A 21634-nucleotide genomic window follows, 5' to 3' on the forward strand; every position below is an offset into this window, starting at 1 on the left:
ATGGCATTTGGCGTCTACGTTCATATTCCTTACTGTATTCAGCGATGCACTTATTGTGACTTCGCCACTTACGAGCAAAGTAAAATTTTGCCGCCGGATCAGTACGTCGAATTGCTATTTAAAGAAATTCGTCAAAAGCATCGGTATTACACACCCCAAAGTCTCGACACGATCTATTTTGGAGGAGGAACACCGAGCCTGATCCCCGCTCCTCTCATTGTAGCGATTATCAAAGAGCTGGGTAGCTATGGGTACACAACTAGACCCGATACTGAAATCACCATCGAAATCAATCCGGCGACGATCAACGAAGACAAGTTGAAGATTTATTTGGATCACGGAGTAAACCGTTTTTCTGTAGGTGCTCAAACTTTCGATGATCGTTTGTTGAAAATGGTCAACAGAGAGCACAACGCAAAGCAGACACTAGAAACCCTGGACCTTTTGCGGGCTCACAATCTCAATTTTAGCTTCGATATTCTCTTCGCGCTGCCTTCACAAACTGTCGCGGGTTTAAAAAACGACGTCAAAATTGCAATTGAACAAGGCGCAAAACATATCAGTCCGTATTGCCTCACTGTACCTGATGGACATCCTCTTTCCAAAGGGCGCCCTATTGATGACGAACAAGTGGAGATGTTTGACATTATTGCGGATGAACTCACTGCGAAGGGTTTTAAGCAATACGAAATTTCCAACTTTGCGCTGCCGGGTTATGAATCTCGACATAATTTGTTGTACTGGGTCGACGAACCTTACTGGGGTTTAGGGCTTAGTGCACATTCTTATTCAAAAGAGTCCCCATGGGGCACACGTTATTGGAACATCAACTCCATCGGCGAATATCAAAAACAGATCCTGGCTTTCGATGGCCAAGAATTTTCTTCGCCAGCGGTGCATTTGCCTGAAGCCCAATTTGAAGCTCTTGAAATGCATCAAGCCCTTACGGACTTTTGTCATACTTCAATGCGTTTAATGCGCGGACTCAATGTTGAACAGCTCAACAAAAAGTTCCCCGCGACGATTTCAGAAAAAGTTCAAGGTCTCCTCAAAGGCCTTGAGCAAAAATCGTGGGTTCAATATGACAATGGGCATTGGTTTTTGACTCGCGACGGCCTGGTTCTGAGTAATAAAGTTTTCCAAGAACTCACCTTTCTTGCAGACGATATCTAAACAGTTTTTATGGCCTAGCTCGCATTGACATTCCTGAATCAATACACAATCTTAAGTATTGCGAAAGGAAGTGTCATGTCAGAAGAAAACAACTCTCAAAACTCAAATCCTCCTAAGAATGAAAACGGGGAAGGCTCTTCTGAAATTCAAAAGCTTCAAGAACAAGCTGAGAAGTTCAAAAACGATTTTCTTTATCTTCGTGCTGAGTTTGAAAACTACAAACGTAACGCCATTAAAGAGCGTTCCGAATTAGTTAAATACGGAGGAGAACGTTTTATCCGCGAGCTTTTGGAGGTTGTTGATAACTTTGAACGTGCTCTTTCCACAAACGTGGGTCCTGAGAACTTCTCTACTTTCAAACAAGGTGTGGAAATGACCGCCCAAGAGTTGAAATCTCTTTTGCAACGTCATGCTGTCACTGAAATTCCATCTCAAGGCGCTCCGTTTGATCCCATGATCCATGAAGCTTTGGGAAGTGAACCGACAGAGCAAGTGGCTCCAGGGCACATTGCTCGTGTTTTCAAGAAACCATATAAACTGCACGACAAAGTCATTCGTCCTGGACAAGTGGTTGTCGCAAAAAAACCAGAGTAAGAGGGTGTTGATTGTCTAAAAAAGACTTCTACTCCATTTTGGGTGTTTCTCGCTCGGCAACGGCAGACGAGATTAAAAAAGCTTATCGCAAGCTTGCGATGCAGTTTCATCCTGATAAAAATCCTGGCGACAAAAAAGCAGAAGAAAAATTCAAAGAGATCAGCGAAGCCTATGATGTCTTAAGCGATACCAAAAAGCGTGAGATGTATGATCAGTTCGGTCATGCCGGCGCACAACAAGGTTTCGGTGCGGGCGGTCCGTTTGGTGGCGCTGGTGGATTTGGCGGTTTCGGTGGCGCAGGCCCCGGGGGCGGACGATCTCAAGCTGGCGGCGATCCGTTTCAAGATATCTTTGGCGATGTCTTTGGTGAAATTTTCGGAAATGCTCGTGGACCAGGTGCTGGTCCTGGTGGCGCTCGAACTCGTCGTCAACAAGCGAAGGGCACAGACCTTCGCTACACTTTAAATATTTCATTTGAAGAATCTGCTCTAGGAACAGAGAAAATTATCAGCTTTGTTCGTCAAAAAAGCGGCAAAGAAGAATCTGCAAAACTTTCGGTGAATGTTCCTGCTGGAGTCAAAGAAGGCCAACGTTTAAAACTGGCTGGCGAAGGCGATTCCCCTGCTGGCGGTGGCGCGGCCGGTGATCTTTATGTGATCATCAATATTCAAGAACATCCTCTCTTTAAGCGAAGCGAGAATGACGTCACTTTAGATCTTCCGATCACCTATACAGATGCCATCCTGGGAACAAATATTGAAGTGCCGACCCTCACAGGAAAAGCGATGATTCGCATTCCACCAGGAACTCACTCAGGACAAACTTTCCGACTTAAAGGAAAAGGTTTTCCGAAACTGGGCGGGTTTGGCTCTGGCGATATGCTCGTGCGTGTTCTTGTCGATACGCCACACACTCTTTCGTCTCGACAAAAAGAACTGGTGGAAGAGTTGGCAAAATCAACTGAGACCACTCCCCTTGTAAAAGCTTTCCATGAAAAAGTCTCTCATCTCATGAGGAATAGAAAATGACATCTCGATGCGCTCTCCTGCTTGGAGCCTGCCTTTTAGTTTCTTGTACAACTGTTGCGACTAAAAAGCGTCCTCCGTACAAACCACCGACGGCTGCGGCGACAAAAAAACCAAAAGCTATTGGTGGTATGACAGCAGGAAAGCCACCGGAGCAAATTCAAAGCGAAACACTCACACTTCCTGAAGCACCTAAAACGGAAGATGCGTTGGAATACCTGAAGGGTCTAGTTACACAATCCGTCCAAGCGCCGAGCAAACAAGATCAAGAAACTTATCGTCTTCACGCCATTGATATCGTTGAAAATAAGTTAAACGAAGATCAGCTGGATGATGTTGCAAGCAGTTCTGACTTTGGATATTTGCGCGCGCACGCCATGTATCGCTTGGGTGAAATGGCTTTAGATCACAAAGACACTTCGACGGCGAAAAAATATTTCTCTGGCGTTGTGGATTACATGCCTGGCAGTGATCTTGCGGTGCGCTCTCAAGATATTCTTCAACAATTGGAAGCATCAAGAAACGTACAAGCACAAACTGTCGGCGTGGTTTTACCTTTAAGCGGTAAAAACGCACAAGTAGGTCAACGTGCTTTGCGCGGCCTTGAAATGGGCTTGGGTCTTCATATTCCGGGTTCTGGCTTTAAATTGGCCGTTATGGACAGTGAAGGAAACCCGGACTCTGCTCGCCGTGGTGTTGAGCGCCTCGTGAAAGAAGACAACGTCATTGCCATCGTCGGAAGTCTTTTAAGTAAAACAGCTCCTGCGGTCGCGGCGAAGTCTGATGAGCTTGGTGTGCCGACTGTCGCTCTTTCACAAAGATCTGGTCTTACTGAGATTGGTCCTACAGTTTTTAGAAATTCTCTGACAAGCGGTATGCAAGTGCGCGCCTTGGTTCGCACGGCGATGGAAGATCTGGGCATGAAGAAGTTTGCAGTTCTTTATCCTAATGATCCTTACGGCGTTGAGTTCACAAATATCTTCTGGGATGAGGTTCTTGCCCGGGGCGGACAAATTACTGCCGTGCAGACATATTCGACGAAAGAGACGGATTTCCGTCTTGTCGTGCAAAGACTTGTGGGAACTTACTTCGGTGAAGCTCGCCAAGATGAGTTCGCTATCCGTCTTAAAGAGTTGCAACATGCCGACAAGAAGCGATCTGTGCGCCAATCTAATCTTGAAAACGTTCTTCCTCCGATCACAGATTTTGATGCGATCTTTATCCCCGACAGCGTAAAAGCCATGGGACAGATTTCTGCGATGCTCTCTTACAATGACGTTCGCAACGTAAAACTTTTGGGAACAAATTTGTGGAATACAAAAGACGTTGCTCGTCGCGCTGGAAACTTCGCCAACAGTCTTTTGTTTGTGGACAGCATTTCACCGACAACTCACGGCAAGTCTCGCTTCGTGAATGAATACAAATCTTTGTATAATGAAGAACCTTCATTGATCGAAATCCAGGCTTACGATGCCGGTCTTATTCTGCGTCAGTTGATCGCCTCCGGCGCAAGTTCTCGTGAAGAGCTCACTCAGCGTCTTACAGAGTTAAAACGCTTCCCGGGCTCATTAGGAGCTGTCAGCATGAATGCAGAGCGTGAGATCGAGCGTCCTGTCGCACCGCTAACTGTGGAAAAAGGCGAGGTTATTCCCCTTAAGCTCCATAAATAGCTCCTATAAGTTTTTTTAATGACGATTTTTTAACCCCCGACCTTGGGTGTCCTGTCTAAGGAACACCAGCGACGATGAGAGTCGCGAATCTAAAGAAGGGGGTTGTTATGACAAGTCGTATCTCTGAAAACTTAGTGATGGAGTGTAGAAAAAAATTGCTCATTGCAAAACAGGATGTTTTGAATCGATTCAGAACAGCCCAACGCGAACTCGTCCACGTCGAAAAAGGTGGCGACGAAGCGGATCAATCCGTCGCGCATATTGCAGAACACTCATTCTTGGTTTCCCAAGAACGCATGAGAAATCAGTTAGTAGAAATTGAAATGGCTTTGGCACGCATTGAGCAAGGAACATTCGGTATCTGCGAAGAGACTGAAGAGATGATCGAAGCAGATAGACTTCTTGCAATTCCTTGGACACGCCTCAGTATCGAAGGCGCTGAACTTCGAGAAGCGGTCGGTCGTAAGTTTGCACGCTAAATAATCACGCAGCGCTTTTTTAGTGACAGTCATTCAATCCCCCGTAATAAGAGATCCAATTTCGGCCAGGATCATCATATCGGGGGGTGAGATGAACGTAACCGAACTGAGCGAAACAGAACTAAATAACTTGAAAGAATCTTTGCTCTTCCAAAAGAGTTCGATTCTGAACAAGACACATGAATTCAAAGCAGAGCAATCGAGCATTTCATCTGTCGCAGATGAAGCCGAAGTTGCCTCTCTAGATATCTCCAACAATATTTCCATTCATTTGCATGAGAGAGATCGCACAGCTTTATACGCGATCGAAAAAGCTCTTAGTAAGATTGCGGACGGGACCTATGGCCAGTGCGAATCTTGCAGTGAAATCATTGGTGCTCGCCGACTTCAAGCGCGTCCATTCACAGCCCTTTGTATTGAATGTATGGAAGAACAAGAGAGCCATTCTAATCTATTCCAATAATGTCTAGTTTATCTCATTGGATGAGGTCCACTGACATGGATGTCAGTCCAATTTTTTAAATTTGATTCAAGCTCCCTCTGTCTCACGCCGAGAAGACTCATACGAGAAAACAAATATTCCCGCATTACGCGGAGGAGCGGTATGAGTTTTGACGATAAAGTTCTAGAAATCCCACAGACCCTGCCAATGTTACCTGTGAGAGACATCGTAGTATTTCCCTACATGATTATTCCATTGTTCGTAGGTCGCGATGCTTCGATCCGCTCAGTAGAAGAAGCACTAGCAAAAAATCGCTTGATCTTCTTGGCTTCCCAAAAAGATATCACTGAAGAAAATCCATCTCCTGACAACATCTACACAGTAGGTACTGTGGCGATGATCATGAGAATGAGAAAACTTTCTGATGGTCGCGTAAAAATCCTTATTCAAGGTGTTGCAAAAGGTCGCGTGAAAAACTTCACGAAGACAGCTCCATCTTTCGAAGTGGCTGTAGAAAAAATCGAAGACACTCCAACACAAAAAACTGTTGTTGAAAATGAAGCTTTGATCAGAACAGCAAAGGAGCACATCGAGCGCATCATCGCTCTAGGTCGCCCTCTTTCTCCAGACATCTTGTTGGTTTTAGACGATGTTTCTGACCCAGGCCGTATCGCTGATCTTATCGCTTCTAACTTGGGTATCAAAGTTCAAGACGCTCAAAAAGTTCTTGAGACTTCAGACGCGACAGAAAGACTTCGTCTTGTTAACGAAATCTTGGCGGCGGAACTTGAAGTTATGCAAACTCAGCAAAAGACTCGCGCAGGTGGCAAAGAAGATATGTCTAAGTCACAACGCGAATACTTCTTGCGCGAGCAAATGAAAGCTATAAAAAATGAACTCGGTGAAGGTGACTCTAAATCTGAAGAGATGGACGAACTTCGCGAGAAACTAGTAAACGCCGGCATGCCAGCAAATGTTGAAGCCGAAGCGTTGAAACAGCTTGGACGTTTGGAGCGTATGCATCCAGATGCTTCTGAAGCAACAATGGTTCGCACATACCTTGACTGGATGGCGGATCTTCCTTGGAGCAAAAAATCTGAAGATCATATTGATCTTAAGCGCTCTAAAGAAATTTTGGACGAAGATCACTACGAACTTGAAAAAGCAAAAGACCGTATCATGGAGTTCTTGGCTGTACGTAAACTTAAGCCAAATCTTAAAGGTCCAATCCTTTGCTTTGGTGGTCCTCCAGGAGTAGGTAAAACTTCTTTGGGTAAATCTATCGCTCGCGCGATGGGTCGTGAATACTTCCGTATCGCTTTGGGCGGCGTGAAGGATGAAGCGGAAATCCGTGGTCACCGCCGTACATACGTAGGTGCGATGCCAGGTAAAATTATCCAAGCTCTTCGCCAGGCGAAAACAAACAATCCAGTTATCGTTCTCGATGAGGTTGATAAGTTGGGCTCTGATTTCCGCGGCGATCCTTCAGCAGCAATGCTTGAGGTTTTGGATCCAGAACAAAATTCAACTTTCCGTGACAACTACTTGAACGTCGACTTCGACCTTTCAAATGTGTTGTTCATCGCAACTGCCAACGTGTTGGAAAATATCCCACCAGCATTGCGTGACCGTATGGAAATCTTGAACATTCCTGGTTACACAGAAAACGATAAACTTTTGATCACGAAAAAACATTTGATCAGAAGACAAATTGAAGCCAACGGTATCACTGAAGAAAACATCAAGTTTACTGATGAAGGTATCAAGTACTTGATCGCAGGCTACACTCGTGAAGCAGGTCTTCGTAACCTTGAGCGCGAAGTAGGTTCTGTTTGCCGTAAAGTGGCTAAAATGGTTGTGATGGGCGAAGCAAACTTTGTTGAAGTAACTCCAACAACAGTTCCTGAATTGCTCGGTCCTCCAAGATTCCAGCGCGATGACAAGATCGCTGACTCTCAAGTTGGTGTTGTTCAAGGTCTTGCGTGGACACAAGCTGGTGGTGAAGTTCTCACTATCGAAGCTTTGAAAATGAAAGGTAAAGGACATCTTGCACTCACAGGTCAACTTGGCGATGTGATGAAAGAGTCTGCTCACGCGGCAATGTCTTACGCTCGTGCGCACCAGGAAGAACTCGGCATCCCTGAGGACTTCTTTGAAAAGTATGATGTTCACGTTCACTTGCCTGCGGGTGCAATCCCTAAGGATGGTCCTTCTGCTGGTATCACACTTACGACCGCTCTTGTAAGTTTGATGACTGGAACTCCTGTTCGTCACGATATCGCGATGACAGGCGAAGTGACTCTCCAAGGTCGCGTGCTTCCTGTCGGTGGTATCCGTGAGAAATGTTTAGCGGCTTTGAACTTAGGAATTACAAACATCATTATCCCATTGGCTTGCCAAAAGGATCTTGCTGACATCCCTAAGATCTTCAAAGACAAAATCAACTTCATCTTGGCTGAAAACCTCGATGAAGTCTTCGCGGTGGCATTCGACAAGAATGCAAAAGGCCAGGACAAAAAGCCTGCTGTGAAAAAAGATCCAAAAAAATCAAAGAGCTTGGCTGCCTAATTTAGGTCGCTAAGCCCATCGCCCCTCCCAAAACGATGAATGAAGAAGGACTGGAGAAATCCGGTCCTTTTTTATTTATCGAACATGAATTCATTATAAATTTTTGCAGCAAACATCACATTGTCGTTTATTTAGAAAAATTAATTGTCTGATAGCATGGTTAGCTGGCCTTACTTTGACCAAATCTTGAAGAGTACGATGGATCTTGAGGTATCAATCCATGCGAATTCTAGATTTAGCCATTGTCTCTTTCCAGGAAAAATTCCGGCAGCGAGCTGAGAACACTGCGCGCTTTTTTAGTTTCGAGTTTCATTCCTTTAAAAGCGATGAAGACTTTTTTGTGCAGGCAGAAAACTACAAACATGTCTCTTGCGTTCTCTTGGATTGCAGTCACTTCACAAAACCAAATGAAATTGCCGGTCTTGTTCAAGTTGCACGCCAGGGCGCACCTGACAGTTATATTTTGGCAGTGGCTAGTTCGAAGCTTTCCCCCGAAGACGCTCGCATCGTAAAAACTTCGGGCGCGTCTTTGGTCATCATGGAGAATGAGTATTTTTCGTCTAGCAAGCTGGAGTTCATTCTAACACAAGTCATTCGCTCCGCTTATATTCCTATTAAGACGCTAGATTTAATCGAAGGTACCGAACCTACTTTTCCTCTTTTTTATTTGATGCCGATGAATAAAAAATTTCTGAGGGTGGGAAAGCCGAGTTGCAAGATCCGTCGAGATTTCTTAGACAAGTACAAAGAGGTCGGCGAACTTTATTTGCAAAGGACGGATCTCGGTGCCTGGGTGGAGTACACAAATAGTTTTAGTGCCGATGATAACGAAAGCCTCCTACGCAAATGCCGTTTGAAATTTCTGCAACTCAACCAATCGTTCTTGGATCTTGCGTTGTTAGTCACAGATCAAAGCTCAGGAGCCTCTTTTGCCCAAGGCAGAGAGCTCTACGATGTCTGCCTAAGTTTCGCTGCAAATTTATTGGATTCACTCACACACATCGGAGATCCTTGGGTGGTCATCAGCAATTCTGCGATTGGAGATTTTGGTTCTGTGGAAAGGGCTCCTGCGATCGCAGCCTATGCAGGTTTATTGAGTTCTGTTTCTAAAACTGGCGATGCCAAGGAAATCATGATCGGAGCTTTATTATCGGATATTGGATATTTGGATTTAAGCCCCTCTACCACACAAAAGATTCGCAACAATCGTTATGACGACATGAATGCGGAGGAGCTGATGGAATACCATAAGCACCCTATTTTTAGTTTGAATCAGTGTCTTTCGCGCAAGCTTCCTCTCACCGATAACATCAAAGATATTATTCTGCAAAGTCATGAGCGCATGGATCAAAAGGGATTTCCCAACAGACCTCGTGGTGACAAACTCAATGAAGCCGCGATGCTAGTGCGCCTTTGTTGGGATTTAGATACGCGTGCTCAAGTTCGTATGGGTGAAGCTCGTCCTGATATCAATACGATCAGATCACAAATGGGCCAGAGTATTATGAATGAAAGTGGTAACTACTCGATAGGTTTTCTAATGAAGATGGCGAAGTTTTTAGCGCCAAATAATAACGGCGAAGTGATTTTGGCATAAAAAAGGGAGCCTCGCTCCCCTTTTTTGAGTCCCCCGAGTTACTCGTGAACTGTGATCCACACGTTGTAGATCCCATGTTGCCTTACAAGACGATTAAAGTAATAAGCATTGTCGGGATGGGTGCGAATGCAACCGTGAGAAGCGCGAGTTCCCAATTTTTTCCAATTGCCCTCTGCCGTTCCATGAATTGCAAAACCTCCGCTGATGAAAACCGCGTAGGGCATGTTTCCAAGACCTTTATAGTCTCCGCCTGGATATTTCGTCGAAGTGTATTTGTCGTAAATACGGCCGTTTGGATTTGTATCAAAGTTCGGAGTTCCATATCCCGGAGCACCCGTCGATACGGACCACGTTGCAGAGTGAACACCGTTCAAGTGCAGATAAAGCTCTTGTCTTGATCTAGAAACCTGCACCCACACTGGGCACTCCGCACGGAAACAACCTTTTCCAAAAGGTTGTAGGAGGTTTTCAATAAAAGGAGAAACCCCTGTTTCCTCTTGATAAGCCTGATCCAACTGTTCAAGCGTGTGTTCGATGTTTGGATCAAATGGATTGAGTTCATCCATTGTGTTTGTGGATGTCTCTACCTGTTGAGATTGTGCTTGAGCAGAAAATGCTACGGCAGAAACTAAGAGAAGTGCCGCTACAAAAGACTTCGTCATGACTGAACCCCCTTCATGTCAGGGGTCAAATATCGAGCGCATTAACTTTTGGCAATGAAGATATTGTAAGGAACGCGCTGCGGATTTTAACGCAGCGTAGACCCAAAAAAGAAGCAGGCACCTTTTTACTGTTTGAAACCTTTGAGGCGTTCGTTTTCGGATTCGAGGACGCGGACCAATGTTTTTAGGTCTGTGACTTCGTCCTTCAATTGGAAGATTTGTTCTTCTTTTTCTTGAAGGATTTGTGTGTAAGCTTTTTTGAGTTCGTTCAGAAGTTTGTTGGCGGCAGTCAAAATGGGCTCATCCTTGTTAGCCTTAACAGCCTTGTCGAGGTCCTGAGCCTTCATTTCGTCTTTTGAAGAAGCTGACATAGTGTCGTTACCTTTCATCATTCCATGATGAGCACCCACCAAGGCGATTTCGCTTTCTTGGGAGGGGCGATGTACTCTTTGATGGGTACCCATCGGTTCGTCCATGATGAAGTACTTGCCGTCTTCAAATCGGAATTTAATGTCGTCAGCTTTGATTCTACGGCGGAGTGTACTCACACTAATTTTGTACTTAGTGGAATAGTCCGTTAGCGGTAACCAAGAACCAACTTGCTCGACGTTCATTAAATTCCTCTACTCCGGCAGCGCCGGAGTGCTAAACAGTCAGTCTTTTCGGGAAGGTGGTCAGCCCTACTCAGCCTGCGTATCCAACATTATCACACGACTTCGGTCTGTCAAAGTTTGTGTGAGTACTTATTCAAATTCAAGAAAATTCAGGACCTTGATCTGGTTAATCATGTGTCAAACGCTGCCTATTCACTAGACCTTCGTCTGACTACGCAACCCTAAGTCATGGATTTTCTTAGGGTTGAAAGAATTCTTTGCGCCTTGTGGTTGAAAGTCCGATACTAGAAGTTATCAATATGCGGATTCGTGATAAGAAAAAAGTGGCCCTAGTACTAAGCGGTGGCGGCATCAAAGCTGCGGCTTTCCACATTGGGGTGTGCTTAGCTCTACAAGAAAAAGGCTTTAAGTTTGCTGGCGGAACTAAAGAGATGGTGCGTCAGAATTTCGGGGATGAAGATCCTTTTACGATCCGTTTGTATGTCGGCTCCAGCGCCGGAGCATTCGTTGCTTCGATTCTTGCTGCTGGTTACTCCGTTGAATCTTTAATTAATGCTTTTCAAATTGGTTCCGGAACTTCGCCGACATTTGATAAGTCTGACCTCCGATATTTAAAACCGATTTCTTACCGCGACATTTTCAACTTAAACTCCAGCGGACTTTTGAAGTTCATTCCACGCACATTGATGGAAAAAGCTTTGGTCACCGGAGGAGTTGAATCTCTTTTGAAAAACGGTTTGAAGTTGAACGGTCTGTTTTCAACCAAGGGTATCGAAAGTTATCTGCGTAAAGAAGTTTTGCTCGATAACGACTTTGCTCGTTTGGGAGTTGGCCTTTTTATTATCGGAACTCAACTGAATCATTCGCGCAAAGCGATCTTCGGAAATTTCCCGGAGTCCTATAAAACTGAAAACACCAAGTACATCAACTATGCGACAATCAGTGACGCGGTTGCTTGTTCCACATCTCTTCCGCCGGTTTTTGCTCCTTATGGAATCACAAGACCCGATGGAAAAGAGATATTTTATTATGACGGCGAGATTCGCGACACACTTTCAACACATGTCGCCTCTGACTATGGAGCTGATTTAGTTATCTCTTCTTACTCGATTCAGCCTTATCACTACACGAAAGAGATGGGTTCTTTACATAACTACGGAATCCCACTCATCGCCAATCAGGCTTTGTATCAAGTTGTTCAGCAGAAGATTGCCCGTCACATCCAGTACAAAAATGACGTGCGCGGAATCTACAATGCCGTCGACGGTTATTTCAAACAAATGAACTTGCCGCCTGAACACAGAGACAAACTGCTTGAAATTATTCGCAATCGTGTGAACTACCGCCCCGAGGTGGATTACATCTACGTCTCTCCGCGCCCTCAGAACTATGAAATGTTCTTCGTTGATCACTTTAGTTTAAATCCAGAGATTCTTGCGCGCATCGTGCGCATCGGATTTAAATCAGGCATCAACGCCCTTCGCCAAGTAGATATTTAAAAGGTGCCAGTTAAAAGGTGCCAGGGGATTTTTTGCGTCTACGGCGCATTATTTCTTTAACGATGGTTTGCCCGCCAAAATTCCAATAACTTTTTCGCATCTTCTTCAGGGTGAATTCGCGCATATATCTTTTGATCATAAAAGCGAGCTATGCGTGATAACAGGTTCTTATCTTCGGGAAACTCTTGTTGAAGTCTTTCCAGAAAACTCAAAGGAGGTTCTGAAGGCGCCCGCGGAACGCTTTGATTCTGGGCCCATGCCTCTACTGCCAGAATTAAAACTTGTTCTTCTGTCAGTAAACCTTTCTGTCTAAAAAGACTGCGGAATACAAAAACAAAGAGAGCAAGTGCTATTAATCCCGCGAACAGAAGGCGCACCTTGTATTGAGAGAAATTCTGCCAAAGACTCTGTTGTGACGTCTTATCGAAATCAATCAGGAAGTACGTCCACCGATAATTGAGGTCTTCCATCCAAAAGCTCATCTCATCCCAAAGCAGAAACTGCTCTTTCGGAGGCGGCCGCCAATCCACGGTTCTGGCAAAGGCTTTTTGATCTTCTTCCGAAAGACCAAAGAATTCCTCAGCACCGATCGCCAATCTCAGTGGCGCCACCCACAGTGTCGGGTCCATTCTTTTCCAAGAGTTATTTAGATAAACTTCAACCCAGGCGTGAGCGTCTTTTTGCGCCACTTTCCAAAAATCACCCAAAGGATTGTATCTTCCGCCCTGATAACCAACGACAACTCGGGCCGGAATTCCGAGAGCTCTGGATAACGTAGCGTAAGCTCCGGCGAAGTGTTCGCAGAATCCAACCTTTCGATCAAATAGAAATGATTCAAGATCGTTGGCTCCATAAATTCCGGGACTTAATGTGTAAAAGAAGCCGCCCTCTGAAAATAGTTTTTTTATTTCATCCAGTCGCTCTTCTTCACTGAGTTTTCGACTCTTCACTTCTTCCACCCAATCGTGGACTTTTCCTTGAACTGGTGGAAATTTTAAAAGTTCTTCGTCAGGTGGATTTGTGTCCACCCAGTTCTCTTTCCAAGAGGCACGAAAAACAGATGCTTTTGTTAAAGGACGTGTGGCTCTGAAAACCGATTGGTTCAACGGCAAAACATTATTTGCTTCAAGCTCTACGTTTTGAGTTCCGTCGAGAACAAAGAGATACATTTGTGAGGTTGGCTCCATCGCAACTTCATACGTGGGTCCCTCAAGAACACTTCTATTTTCAGTGGCTCTCAATCCCGGCCTTCCGGGTCGCCAGCTTAATCCACGAGACGAAGTGAGCACCGAGCCTCGCCAGTAAAGATCCATGGATTTTTTGAGAGGCAGCTCGGAAATCTTCGCACGAAATGCTAAAGCCGGATTGCTTGCTAGCTCTGCCACACGCCCCGGATTGATTTCATCCGTAAATCCAATTTCACCGTAAGGAGACCCTCCACGAGACATCGCCCAGGGAAGAACAAAACGCGGAAACGCAAAGAAAAGGACGACGGCGGCCGGTATTGAAAGAATGAACACTTTAATAAGAACTTTGGATTTCGCAGGAAGATCTCGCGGCAGTAAAGAATACCACAAACCTGCAAAGGCAATGGCTGAGGGAACAATCCAATAAATATCCAAGGTGAAAAGTGATTTCACGGATATTAGGAGAAACCCTAGTAGCACCACGAACTTGTGATCCCGCTCTGTTTCATAGTCCATGATTCTTAACGACGAAAGTGCAAGAAGAAATGTATATGAGGGTTCTTGTCCAATCAGAGTTCGAAACTGAATGAGAACTTGAATTAAAAGAAGGATACTTAAAGTGCCCGTCACTTTTCTGGACAACGGTTTCCATCCAAGATTCTCGGTTCCCCACTTCCAAAACAACATCACGAAACTAAAAATCGCAATCCACGCTGAAACTTCAAGCGCCACCATCGCCATAGCGGTGACAAAAGAAATTGCTAAGGCTTTTTGCGCAAAGAATCTTTTCGTCATGAAACTTCTCCGGGCTTTGCAAGAGCCAAGATTTCTAAACACGTCTTCCAATGAGAGGGGCCACGCTCCATCGCGGTCTTTTTCGTTCCTAGCTGCAAAGAGTATTGATGCCCCCGCTTTTCAGCTTCATCAATCCACAGACAGAGCTGTGAGAGGCGCAATTCAAAATCTGCCAAGTGCGATGTCTGTTCCCAAGAAAATTGCAGAGACGGTTTTTCCATTTCTTCAAAATTCTTCACAAGAAGTTCCTGTCTGCGCGCGCTGGCTCGCCAATCAATTCGCATCATTGAATCGGAGCTTTGATACTCTCTATGATCTCTGAAAAGGCCGGAGTTCTTTAATTCATCTGATCCAAATGACTTTTGCGGAAACTGAGGATCTCCCCTGCGAGACGGATATATTAAAACTTCCCGTGGTTTTTTAAAAACTTTCCAGGCGCGCAGCAGGCCAAATGGAAACGTGCTCTGCAAAATAAGGCGAGGCAGTTTCACGATACCTCTTTCTGTGGGTGTCCAATAAACTACGACACTCTCTTCATCTCCGGGAGAAAGCGAGACCGCGTGCGTTCGCTCCTCTGTTTTCTCAAAGAAGATGGAAAGTTCCCATGCTGGCGAAGAGAAAAGATTTTTAATCGGAACAGCAAAGGACCCACGCTCTTCTGCGAAGTTGTTTTCGGAGAAAATATTTTCTATATCTAAACCATCGACATTCTTGTTTGTGATCAGAACACTTGTTAGCGCCACGGAAATAAGAAAGAAAACAAAGATGTAGATAAGATTGTTGGCGTAGCCAACTGCAAGAAAGAAAAGAATAAGTGCCATCGCACCAAAGGCGAAACCAAAGGCACTTGGAACAATATAAGTTCTTGTTCTTTTCCTAGACAGGAACTGGCGTACTTTTTTGTAAAGCCCCTGCCCATTCACGGCCTCGCTTGATGCCATGATTTCCTCCCAGACGGTGACCTAAAACGGGAATCAAAATTTGTTGAACATCTTCAGGGCGAACATAGTTGCGGCCTTCCATAAAGGCCCACGCTTTCGCTGCTCTCGCTAGCGCCATCCCTGCGCGAGTGGAAAGAGGCGTTCCTTCAAAACCGGGACGACGAGATCTTTCCAAAAGTTCTGCGATATAACTTGCGACCGCAGATGATACTTGAACTTTTTCAACCAACGACAATGCCTCGGTAATTTCGTTTTCAGTAAATAGCGAAAATACTTTTTGCAAAAGATGTCTTGGATCTTCACCTTGCAGAATGCGTACTTCTGTTTCTTTCGAAGCATGATGAAGTTCTAAACTCATAAGAAAACGATCGAGCTGACTTTCTGGAAGAGGAAATGTTCCCATCTGTTGATGGGGATTCTGTGTCGCGATCACATAGAACGGACGAGGCAAAGGCCACGTTGTTCCGTCGACAGACACTTCGCCTTCTTCCATTGCCTGTAACAGAGCACTCTGCGTGCGCGGACTTGCGCGATTGAGTTCATCGGCCATCACAAGTTGTGAAAACAAAGGGCCTGGGTGAAATACAAACTTATGTTCTTGTGGATGAAAAACTTGTCCACCGATTACATCCGCAGGCAGAAGATCAATCGTGAATTGAATACGGCGCGTTTTTAATCCCGTGAGTTTTCCAAGAACTTGTACAAGAGTGGTCTTTCCAACTCCCGGCAAATCTTCGATCAACAAATGCCCGCCTGCTAACAAGCAAGTCATTGCCAAGCGGATTTCCACATTCTTATCCAGAACAACTTTCGACGCTTCAGTGATGAGTTGGTGAAACTTTTGATTCATGCCTAATAAGACTAATGCCTCTGAGCCCGACGAACCAGCGATTAGGATGTTGACCCGATGAAAGCCTAGCCCAACAATATAGATACAAATATAATGAAGGAGATTTTGTGTTTAAAGTTCTTGCGACAGTAGTTTTTTTATTTAGCACTTCAACATTTGCTTCTGAAAGAGGTTACGATTTGAAAATCGAAGTCTCAAAGAATGGCAAAAAGATTTCGTCTCCAGGAATTCTTGTTAAGGATGGACAAAACGGAAGCATCACAGAAGAAACCCAAGATGGAACAACTTTCATTGATGTTGTTGCAACAGAGGGTCAAATCCAGAATCAAAAAGGCATCTTAATGAAATTTGTGGTCGGCTTTATTGGAAAAGATGGAAAGCGTACAATTACCGCACGTCCCGAAGTTCTCGCTAAAGAAAACTCCCCGGCTCAAATTACAGTCGGCGGAAACAATGGCAAAGAGTCTCTTTCGATGTCTATCGTGGTTCAAAGAAAAACTCTTTAGTTCCTTGCCTCTTAAAACAAAAAAGCCCCGGGATTTCCCGAGGCTTTTTACTTCTAGCTCTATGAGAATTAACTAGAACAAACTTTTCTCTACCGCGCTAAAGATAGGACCCGATACAAATCCCATCAATACGATTGCCAATGCCATCACAACTGCAGTCACAGTCGTTGCATTCAAAGAGTGACCTGCCACTTCGGCATTGCCCTCTTTCATGTACATAACAACAATCGGTCTTAGGTAGTAGTATACACCAATCACAGAGTTCAAAACACCCCATACAGCAAGCCACAAAAGACCTTCGCCGATGGCTGCGTTGAACAAGTAGAACTTACCAAAGAATCCCAATGTTGGCGGAATACCTGCAAGTGACAACAAGAACACTGTCAGGCAAAGAGCGAGCATCGGTCTTTGTTTCGCAAAACCCGCGAGGTCATCGATATTCACGATGTGGTTTTCAGATCTCTCAAGCATGCTTGCAATTGCAAACGCACCCAAAGTCATCAAAGCGTAGCTCAAAAGATAGAAGATCACGCCAGAAGCACCAAACGCACCGTTATCGCTCACACCCGCAGTGATAAGACCCACAAGCAAGTAACCTGAGTGAGCCACTGAAGAATAAGCAATCATACGTTTGAAGTTGTTTTGGATGATCGCTGCCGTGTTACCTACGATCATTGTGATCACAGCCAACCATTGCAAGATATCAAACAAGTGGTCAGAACCCACCAAAGACTTCGTTGCAATCACACGCAAGAAAGCCGCGAAAGAAACTGTCTTCACCGCTGTCGCCATGAAGGCCGAGTGCGGAGTCGGAGCCCCTTGATAAACATCCGGAGTCCAAGCATGGAATGGAGCAATTGAAACCTTAAAGCAGAAGCCCAAGATCACAAAAGTGATACCGAACAAGAACAAACGAGACGTTTGCACAAGTTCTGCTGCGTTTTCCATGAAACCAAGAATGTTTGTTCCACCTGTAGAACCGAAGATGAAAGCCACACCGTACAAGAAGATCGCTGATGCGAAAGATCCAAGAACGAAGTATTTCAAAGCCGCTTCTTTAGAAAGCTTCTCTTCATGGCTCATCGCGATCATGAGGTACAATGCCAAAGACATCAACTCAAGACCGATGAACACCATTAGAAGATCCACGGCAGAAACAAGGATCAACATCCCGATTGCCGAACTCATCGCCAAAAAGATCAATTCAGAGAATTGTTTTCCAGACGTTGATGGATTTTCGTACATCATGATCATCGCAGAACCAGCCGCAGCCAACGCGATAACGCCCATCCACTGAGTCACGCCGTCAAAGATCAAGCCGTTATTGAAAGCCGTTTTACCTGCGCCGCCAAAGACAACAAGCAAACCAATCGCAATCACGATACCGATTAAAGCTTGAGATAAAGTCACAACCGGGTGTTGTTCACGATTTCCACGCAAAACTTTTGCCGTGATAGGAATGATACTTGCCAAGAACAAAGCGATCATTGGCGAGATAAGAAGAATGTCACTAAGACCAATATTGGTATTCATTAGTTACCTCCTTGCGCATGCTGAGTCGAAGCATCGCCAGGTTGAACAATTGTGAGGTTGTAGTTGCTTCTATTGTTCACCAAGTAATCGATACTAGCCTTGGAGTAATTCAAGAAGTGGTTCGGGAATAGACCCATCCAGAACACCATAATAACCATCGGAACAAGAACCGCGATTTCGCGCACGTTCAAATCGTGAAGAGGATGATGCTCGTCTTTCACAAGTTCACCTTGTTCACCGAAGAACACACGTTTAAACATCCACAACATGTAAACCGCACCAAGAACCACACCCGTCACCGCGAAATACGCGAACACTGGTTGAGCTTGGTAAGTTCCAAGAAGGATGAAGAACTCTCCAACGAAACCGTTCGTCAATGGAACCGCGATTGAAGAAAGAGTGATGATAAAGAAGAAGATCGTGAATAGCGGAAGTACACCTGCCAAACCGCCGTACTTGGAAATTTCACGAGAGTGCGTTCTTTCATAGATCATACCGATCAAGATGAACAGCGCTCCCGTTGAAATACCGTGATTCAACATTTGGTACAAACCACCGGCCATACCGTAAGCGTTGAATGCAAACAGACCCAACAAGATGTAACCCATGTGCGATACAGAAGAGTATGCCACAAGTTTTTTCACATCCGGTTGAACCATCGCAACCAAAGCTCCATAGATGATACCAACAACACCGATCAGCATGAACAACCATGCCCAGTATTCAGAAGCCTCTGGGAAAAGAGGAATCACCCAGCGCATGAAACCGTAAGTACCCATCTTAAGCATAACACCAGCTAGAATAACTGAACCTGGAGTTGGTGCTTCAACGTGGGCGTCTGGCAACCATGTGTGAAGTGGGAATACAGGAACTTTCACCGCAAATGCCAAAGCAAAAGCAAAGAACAAAAGTGTTTGCAGACTGAAGAATGTACCGCCCACAAATGGAATCTTAAGTGAATAGAAGTCCAAAAGACTTGCGCTCATTGTGCCTGTCGCTTCTTGTGTCAGGTACATCATATAGATGATTGCCACAAGCATAAGAACTGAGCCCGCCATCGTGTAGATGAAGAACTTCACTGTCGCGTAAAGTCTGCGAGCACCACCCCAGATACCTACCATGAAGTACATTGGAACTAGTGACAACTCCCAGAACACGTAGAAGAAGATCGCATCCATCGCCAAGAAAGTTCCAAGCATCGCTGTTTGCAAGATGAACAAAGCAACGTGGAAGCCTTTAACTCTTTCAGTGATCGCAGTCCAACTTGCAAGGATGATGATCGGTGTAAGGAACGTCGTCAGAAGAACTAGCCACAACGAGATCCCGTCAATACCCATGAAGTATTGAATACCGAATCTTTCAATCCACATGAACTTCTCAACCATTTGAAGTCCCGCAGAGTTCGGATCAAATCTTTGGAAAAGAACCAAGCTCACAAGGAACTCAATCACAGAAAGTCCCAAAGCCAAGTGGCGAACCGTATTGGACTTAGGCCAAACTGCGATGATCAGAGCAAACAGAAGAGGTAGAAAAACAATGCTACTCAGGATCATACATTACCTCATGATCACAAATGAAAGAGCGACAACAACACCGATGCCGATATACATCGCATACTGTTGCATATTGCCGGTTTGAACAGAACGAACCATAGAACCCATGCCGCGCATAAGGTCTCCAGCCCAATAAGTCATCTTGTCGATGAAATTCACATCAATATAGTACCAAGTGTTCTTACTGATGTTCACAAGCGGATTGATAATGAAACCAAAGTACGCTTCATCAACGAAGTATTTGTTATACACAAGGTTGTACACAGGCTTAATGCTTTCCGCGATTTTCTTCGGAGTCTCTGGAGCCTTCACGTAGAACTGATAAGCCACGATTACAGAGATCAAAGCCAAACCAACTGACACACCCATCAAAGTCCACTCTGTCGTGTGATCAATTGCTTGCCATCCTGGGATCGGAGAAATCATTGGGTGCAACCAGTGCTCCCACACGTTTGGAATATGTCCCAAACCTTCACCAATCACGTGCGGAATACCGATCCAACCACCGATCACAGAAAGAACTGCAAGAACGATCAGAGGAATCGTCATCAAAGCAGGTGATTCATGCGGATGAACTTCTTTTGGAACGCGGCTCTTGCCCCAGAAAGTCAAAGCCATCAAACGAGTCATGTAGAACGCTGTCAAAGTCGCACCCAAAGCACCCATCGCCCACAATACTGGTGAACCGAATGGAGAGTTGAACGCGTAAGCCAAGATTTCATCTTTAGAGAAGAAACCCGCAAACGGTGGCATACCGATGATTGCGAGCCAACCAAGAAGGAACGTGATATGCGTGATCGGCATGTACTTTTTAAGTGCGCCCATCTTACGGATATCTTGTTCTTCGTGCATCGCATGGATCACAGAACCAGAACCCAAGAACATCAAGGCTTTAAAGAAGGCATGAGTCATCAAGTGGAACATCGCTGCTCCGAATGCTCCCACACCGCAAGCCAAGAACATGTAACCAAGTTGAGAAACTGTCGAGTAAGCAAGAACCTTTTTGATATCCCATTGGGTCATACCAATTGTCGCTGCCAATACCGCTGTCGCTGCACCGATGATCGCAATCACCATCATCGTGTTTGGAGCCATGATGAACATTGGGTTCAAACGAACGATCATGTACACACCGGCAGTAACCATCGTCGCCGCATGGATCAATGCGGAAACTGGAGTTGGACCGGCCATCGCGTCTGGAAGCCAAACGTACAATGGAATCTGTGCTGATTTACCAGTGGCACCGATGAACAAGAACAACGTTCCCAAAGTCACCGCACCCAACCAAGAAGACTCCGCAACAGTCGGTGCTAAAGCATTCAACTCAGAGAAGTTCAAAGTACCGAATGTGATGAAAAGAACAAACATACCCAGCAAGAACGCCGCATCCCCGATACGATTCGTGATGAAGGCTTTCATGCCTGCTGCTGCTTTTTCTTTGTCCGTGAACCAGAAACCGATCAAAAGGTATGAGCAAAGACCCACGCCCTCCCAACCCACAAACATCACAAGCAAGCTGTCACCAAGAACTAGTAACAACATGTTGAAGATGAATAGATTGAGGTAAGCAAAGTATTTCGCAGCACCTTTATCGTGATGCATGTAGCCGATAGAGAACATGTGGATCAAAGTCCCCACGCCTGTTACTACCAAGATCATGATCGCGCTGATTTGATCGACAACGAATCCGGCGTTGATTTTAAACTTATCAATCGCCATCCACTCAAAGAAACTCACCGCGATTTTGCGTGACTCCACTGGCATCGCAACAAGATCAAGCACCAACAAGATAGAGCTGATGAAAGAAATCGCAATCGCAACAGTCGCAATCACACCCGCCACGTTGGCCGAGTGTTTTTTATAACGAGCTCCGTTGATCAGAAAACCAACAAAAGGAGCGAGGATTAAAAGGGCCATTAAAAGAGAATGATTCACGGCTGATTCCC

The 21634-nt window shown here is 45.1% G+C and carries 18 protein-coding genes; 10 read left to right on the plus strand and 8 right to left on the minus strand.

The genetic code is table 11. The annotated features are described in order from the left end of the window. The 8 genes from hemW to ACL934_RS19715 all read left to right on the plus strand — a co-directional run bounded on the left by hemW (nucleotide 1) and on the right by ACL934_RS19715 (nucleotide 9548). Nucleotides 1–1173, plus strand: coding sequence for a radical SAM family heme chaperone HemW (gene hemW / locus ACL934_RS19680; protein ID WP_374076455.1), 1173 nt, complete (start codon nucleotides 1–3; stop codon nucleotides 1171–1173). 75 nt (nucleotides 1174–1248) lie between these two features. Next, nucleotides 1249–1767, plus strand: a complete 519-nt coding sequence (grpE, locus tag ACL934_RS19685; protein WP_374076457.1) for a nucleotide exchange factor GrpE — start codon at nucleotides 1249–1251, stop codon at nucleotides 1765–1767. Nucleotides 1768–1778: 11 nt separating this feature from the next. Continuing rightward, nucleotides 1779–2795, plus strand: coding sequence for a DnaJ C-terminal domain-containing protein (locus ACL934_RS19690; RefSeq protein WP_374076459.1), 1017 nt, complete (start codon nucleotides 1779–1781; stop codon nucleotides 2793–2795). Beyond that, entirely contained in the window at nucleotides 2792–4462 is a 1671-nt protein-coding gene (locus ACL934_RS19695) for an ABC transporter substrate-binding protein (protein WP_374076461.1), read from the plus strand. The genes ACL934_RS19690 and ACL934_RS19695 overlap by 4 nt, the downstream gene beginning before the upstream one ends. A gap of 107 nt (nucleotides 4463–4569) precedes the next feature. Further along, nucleotides 4570–4941, plus strand: coding sequence for a TraR/DksA family transcriptional regulator (locus ACL934_RS19700; protein ID WP_295901818.1), 372 nt, complete (start codon nucleotides 4570–4572; stop codon nucleotides 4939–4941). 91 nt (nucleotides 4942–5032) lie between these two features. Next, the gene (locus ACL934_RS19705) at nucleotides 5033–5404 is read left to right on the plus strand and encodes a TraR/DksA family transcriptional regulator (protein WP_374076463.1); all 372 of its coding nucleotides are present in this window, start codon (nucleotides 5033–5035) and stop codon (nucleotides 5402–5404) included. 141 nt (nucleotides 5405–5545) lie between these two features. Beyond that, nucleotides 5546–7951, plus strand: a complete 2406-nt coding sequence (gene lon / locus ACL934_RS19710; RefSeq protein ID WP_413612869.1) for an endopeptidase La — start codon at nucleotides 5546–5548, stop codon at nucleotides 7949–7951. A gap of 340 nt (nucleotides 7952–8291) precedes the next feature. After that, entirely contained in the window at nucleotides 8292–9548 is a 1257-nt protein-coding gene (locus ACL934_RS19715) for an HD domain-containing phosphohydrolase (protein WP_374076464.1), read from the plus strand. 38 nt (nucleotides 9549–9586) lie between these two features. Here ACL934_RS19715 and ACL934_RS19720 read toward each other — a convergent pair whose 3' ends face one another. Continuing rightward, complete coding sequence (locus ACL934_RS19720; protein WP_374076466.1) at nucleotides 9587–10210, minus strand: L,D-transpeptidase; 624 nt, start codon at nucleotides 10208–10210, stop codon at nucleotides 9587–9589. Between the two features lie 125 nt (nucleotides 10211–10335). Continuing rightward, nucleotides 10336–10824: a hypothetical protein gene (locus ACL934_RS19725; protein WP_374076468.1), complete on the minus strand. Its 489-nt coding sequence runs from the start codon at nucleotides 10822–10824 to the stop codon at nucleotides 10336–10338. Nucleotides 10825–11123: 299 nt separating this feature from the next. Between ACL934_RS19725 and ACL934_RS19730 the strand changes: the two genes are divergently transcribed. Further along, entirely contained in the window at nucleotides 11124–12323 is a 1200-nt protein-coding gene (locus ACL934_RS19730) for a patatin-like phospholipase family protein (protein ID WP_374076470.1), read from the plus strand. 56 nt (nucleotides 12324–12379) lie between these two features. Here ACL934_RS19730 and ACL934_RS19735 read toward each other — a convergent pair whose 3' ends face one another. The 3 genes from ACL934_RS19735 to ACL934_RS19745 are packed head-to-tail and all read right to left on the minus strand — an operon-like array spanning nucleotide 12380 to nucleotide 16096. Continuing rightward, nucleotides 12380–14305, minus strand: a complete 1926-nt coding sequence (locus ACL934_RS19735; RefSeq protein ID WP_374076472.1) for a DUF3488 and DUF4129 domain-containing transglutaminase family protein — start codon at nucleotides 14303–14305, stop codon at nucleotides 12380–12382. Further along, nucleotides 14302–15246, minus strand: coding sequence for a DUF58 domain-containing protein (locus ACL934_RS19740; protein ID WP_374076474.1), 945 nt, complete (start codon nucleotides 15244–15246; stop codon nucleotides 14302–14304). Before ACL934_RS19740 ends, ACL934_RS19735 begins: the two co-directional genes overlap by 4 nt. Continuing rightward, nucleotides 15182–16096 (minus strand): AAA family ATPase, encoded by a 915-nt coding sequence (locus tag ACL934_RS19745; RefSeq protein ID WP_374076476.1) that lies wholly within the window; start codon nucleotides 16094–16096, stop codon nucleotides 15182–15184. The genes ACL934_RS19740 and ACL934_RS19745 overlap by 65 nt, the downstream gene beginning before the upstream one ends. Nucleotides 16097–16203: 107 nt before the next feature. Here ACL934_RS19745 and ACL934_RS19750 point away from each other — a divergent pair, with 107 nt between their 5' ends. Next, the gene (locus tag ACL934_RS19750) at nucleotides 16204–16602 is read left to right on the plus strand and encodes a hypothetical protein (protein ID WP_374076478.1); all 399 of its coding nucleotides are present in this window, start codon (nucleotides 16204–16206) and stop codon (nucleotides 16600–16602) included. 72 nt (nucleotides 16603–16674) lie between these two features. Here ACL934_RS19750 and ACL934_RS19755 read toward each other — a convergent pair whose 3' ends face one another. Genes ACL934_RS19755 through nuoL form a run of 3 tightly spaced genes read right to left on the minus strand, consistent with a single transcriptional unit; the run spans nucleotide 16675 to nucleotide 21605 of the window. Further along, nucleotides 16675–18135, minus strand: a complete 1461-nt coding sequence (locus ACL934_RS19755) for an NADH-quinone oxidoreductase subunit N (RefSeq protein ID WP_374076480.1) — start codon at nucleotides 18133–18135, stop codon at nucleotides 16675–16677. Next, entirely contained in the window at nucleotides 18135–19688 is a 1554-nt protein-coding gene (locus ACL934_RS19760; protein WP_374076482.1) for a complex I subunit 4 family protein, read from the minus strand. Before ACL934_RS19760 ends, ACL934_RS19755 begins: the two co-directional genes overlap by 1 nt. A gap of 3 nt (nucleotides 19689–19691) precedes the next feature. After that, nucleotides 19692–21605 carry an NADH-quinone oxidoreductase subunit L gene (gene nuoL, locus ACL934_RS19765; protein WP_374080504.1) on the minus strand — a complete coding sequence of 638 codons (1914 nt, stop codon included), beginning with the start codon at nucleotides 21603–21605 and terminating at the stop codon, nucleotides 19692–19694. Nucleotides 21606–21634 lie beyond the last annotated feature (29 nt).

This window comes from Bdellovibrio sp. HCB-110 (assembly GCF_047323225.1).
Lineage (GTDB): Bacteria > Bdellovibrionota > Bdellovibrionia > Bdellovibrionales > Bdellovibrionaceae > Bdellovibrio.

Excerpts from the sequence above, each read along its gene's own strand:
- hemW (WP_374076455.1), top strand. The coding sequence starts at position 1 with ATGGCATTTGGCGTCTACGTTCATATTCCTTACTGTATTCAGCGATGC.
- grpE (WP_374076457.1), top strand. The coding sequence starts at position 1,249 with ATGTCAGAAGAAAACAACTCTCAAAACTCAAATCCTCCTAAGAATGAA.
- ACL934_RS19695 (WP_374076461.1), top strand. The coding sequence starts at position 2,792 with ATGACATCTCGATGCGCTCTCCTGCTTGGAGCCTGCCTTTTAGTTTCT.
- ACL934_RS19700 (WP_295901818.1), top strand. The coding sequence starts at position 4,570 with ATGACAAGTCGTATCTCTGAAAACTTAGTGATGGAGTGTAGAAAAAAA.
- ACL934_RS19705 (WP_374076463.1), top strand. The coding sequence starts at position 5,033 with ATGAACGTAACCGAACTGAGCGAAACAGAACTAAATAACTTGAAAGAA.
- lon (WP_413612869.1), top strand. The coding sequence starts at position 5,546 with ATGAGTTTTGACGATAAAGTTCTAGAAATCCCACAGACCCTGCCAATG.
- ACL934_RS19720 (WP_374076466.1), bottom strand. The coding sequence starts at position 10,210 with ATGACGAAGTCTTTTGTAGCGGCACTTCTCTTAGTTTCTGCCGTAGCA.
- ACL934_RS19725 (WP_374076468.1), bottom strand. The coding sequence starts at position 10,824 with ATGAACGTCGAGCAAGTTGGTTCTTGGTTACCGCTAACGGACTATTCC.
- ACL934_RS19730 (WP_374076470.1), top strand. The coding sequence starts at position 11,124 with ATGCGGATTCGTGATAAGAAAAAAGTGGCCCTAGTACTAAGCGGTGGC.
- ACL934_RS19735 (WP_374076472.1), bottom strand. The coding sequence starts at position 14,305 with ATGACGAAAAGATTCTTTGCGCAAAAAGCCTTAGCAATTTCTTTTGTC.
- ACL934_RS19740 (WP_374076474.1), bottom strand. The coding sequence starts at position 15,246 with ATGGCATCAAGCGAGGCCGTGAATGGGCAGGGGCTTTACAAAAAAGTA.
- ACL934_RS19745 (WP_374076476.1), bottom strand. The coding sequence starts at position 16,096 with ATGAATCAAAAGTTTCACCAACTCATCACTGAAGCGTCGAAAGTTGTT.
- ACL934_RS19755 (WP_374076480.1), bottom strand. The coding sequence starts at position 18,135 with ATGAATACCAATATTGGTCTTAGTGACATTCTTCTTATCTCGCCAATG.
- ACL934_RS19760 (WP_374076482.1), bottom strand. The coding sequence starts at position 19,688 with ATGATCCTGAGTAGCATTGTTTTTCTACCTCTTCTGTTTGCTCTGATC.
- nuoL (WP_374080504.1), bottom strand. The coding sequence starts at position 21,605 with ATGGCCCTTTTAATCCTCGCTCCTTTTGTTGGTTTTCTGATCAACGGA.